The following is a 2,290-nucleotide window of genomic DNA, read 5'->3' as shown; positions in this document are numbered from 1 at the left end:
CCGTCTGGATCAACCCCACCGAACCCGCTACCGATCAACCGATGCCGCAAGCGGCGTAACACCCACTGGTCCCACCGGCCTTGACAAGTTCCGACTACCCGTTCCTGGAGACCTACCTTGCTCCGGTACATGGCACCGGCGCCGACAGCAACGCCACCACCTTCAGCAACGCTGAGTTCGACAGCCTGATGAAGCAGGGTGACTCCGCCCCGAGTATGGCGGAGGCCATCCCCTTCTATCAGCAGGCCGAGGACATCCTGGCCGAGGAGCTACCGGTCATCCCGATGTTCTGGCGTAAGGTAGCGGCGCTCTACAGTGAAAACGTTGACACCTTCGTCTGGAACGAGGTATCCGGCGCCGCCTACGGTGAGATCTCACTGAAGCAGAACTGATCCCTTAGCAGGCTGATCCAGCCGGTTTGGACAGATGAGCAGCAGCCGTGGATCGTCCCCAGACGATCTCCGGGCCGAAACCCCACGGCTGCTGCCACCCCGACTACCACGCCGGCGCCGCTATCTCCTCGATCAGTGTGCCTACAACCTGGTTCGCTTCGTGCGAGCCAAGGACCCTTTCGCTAGGTCCGCCACACCGCATCTTCATTTCGGTCGCGCCAGGCTTGTCGAGTCGGCGCACCCGTCAGCAGCTCCGTTCGCCGATCACGTCGGCGGGCGCAGCTCGCATCGCAAGCCGGAGCTGCGTCCACGGCTCTATGGATAGCTATCATCCGGCCCTGTTGGGCCTGCCGTGCATCGACGTGGGATCGCACGTCGACAAGGAATTGGCTGACCTGACATGCTGGCTCCCGCCTGTTGCTGGTCGCGCCACTCGCCATGGAACGCCGAGCCGTGACGGCTCCGCGACAGGCTTGCTCGATTCAAGAAGATGCGGGGGGGATATGAGGCTGGCACGAACACTCAGGGTCGCCGCCGCAGCGGCAGCGCTGGTCCTGGCGCTAAACGGCTGTTCGGACCAACTCGGCGACCGCGGCGGCAGTGAGGGTGCCGAGCCCGACAAGATCTCCGACGTCAACTACATCGAGGTCTACCGCAACGCCGACAACTTCCCAAACATGGGCACGGATCTGCATCGACGGACTGGCGTTCGCGACCACAGCGAGTCGGGAGGGGATGAGTTCCCCAGCGCTGCTCCGCGTGCCGGAGTGGGATCCACGCTGCCCACCCCGACCGCTGGGGTAGCACCGTCCCTGGCGCCCGATTGCATCCTGCGGTCGTCTCCGCCCGCTTTGGCTGCTAGCGGCAGCAGGCGTTGACGCGTGGGCGGAGCCTTTCTGGGTCCAGAGCGACGACTACAGAGTGGCCGCTCGTCTGCTGCGCGTCGCGGCCCATCCGCCGCGCTTGGCCCTCATTGGGCAGTGGATGAGCGGCTCGGCTCCATGGGCCGGGAGTAGACCCGCCCCCATCTTGATGGCCCCTGGGCCGGACACCCGATCTGGAGCTCCTCACCCGTTTCGCCGAACTCCATGAACTAATCAATGAGCATTGATGAAAACTGCGCATGCTAGGCCGTACCGACCCGGGACTCAGGCCGATCGGCGAGGACTACCACCTGGTCGTCGCACGGGAGCAACCGATTGTCCAACGAGTAGCTCCACAATCCCTAAAACTGCCTGCTGTGTTAGTGGGTGCGTTCTGAGACGGGTGTACGTCCTGTTCCGGCCAGGCATCGGATTGATAACACGACTGTTCGCCGTCGCGCTTTTGGTGTCACAGTGGCACCACTTCACACCTGATGAGCCGAGCGCCCTGGGGAGGCACTCCTTGCACGGGAAATTTCTGAAAGTGGCAGTAGCGACAACCGCTGCCGCCATGTTGATGACCGCCTGCACCGGCAGCAGCGACGACCCGGAGGAAGGCAACAACCAATCCGGTGGCACGCTACGGGTCTATGTCGCAGAGCCGAAATACCTGCTGCCATCCGCGGCAGATGACGAGCCGGCCATCTATGTAATTCGTCAGCTCTACCGTGGTCTGGTCAAGTACAAGGCCGAGACCGGTGAACCGGAGAACGACCTGGCCGAGTCGATCACCTCGGACGACCAGAAGCTCTGGACGATCAAGCTGAAGGACGGCTACACCTTCGAAAACGGTGAGCCGGTCAACGCCGACTCCTTCATCCGGTCGTGGAACTACGCCGCCTATGCGCCGAACGCCCAGGGCAACGGCTACTTCATGAACCGGATCGCCGGCATCGACGAGGTCCTGCCCAAGGACCCGGACGGCGAGGGCCCGGCGGAGGCGCCGGCGCCGTCCGCCGAGACGATGTCCGGCCT

Annotated in this window: 1 protein-coding gene and 1 pseudogene; both read left to right on the top strand. The window is 63.6% G+C overall.

Features of this window, described 5'->3' with window-relative positions; translation table 11 throughout:
* Positions 1-92: 92 nt before the first annotated feature.
* Positions 93-392: pseudogene (locus K228_RS0124635) on the top strand (ABC transporter substrate-binding protein); the annotation flags it as partial.
* A gap of 1,386 nt (positions 393-1,778) precedes the next feature.
* On the top strand, positions 1,779-2,290 hold a 512-nt coding region (locus K228_RS0124630), incomplete at its 3' end, for an ABC transporter substrate-binding protein (RefSeq protein WP_245603599.1).

It is taken from the genome of Salinispora cortesiana (assembly GCF_000484695.1).
GTDB classification, from domain to species: Bacteria; Actinomycetota; Actinomycetes; order Mycobacteriales; family Micromonosporaceae; genus Micromonospora; species Micromonospora cortesiana.
The sequence above is the reverse complement of the archived record's forward strand: the minus strand, read 5'-3'. Positions and strand labels throughout refer to the sequence as shown.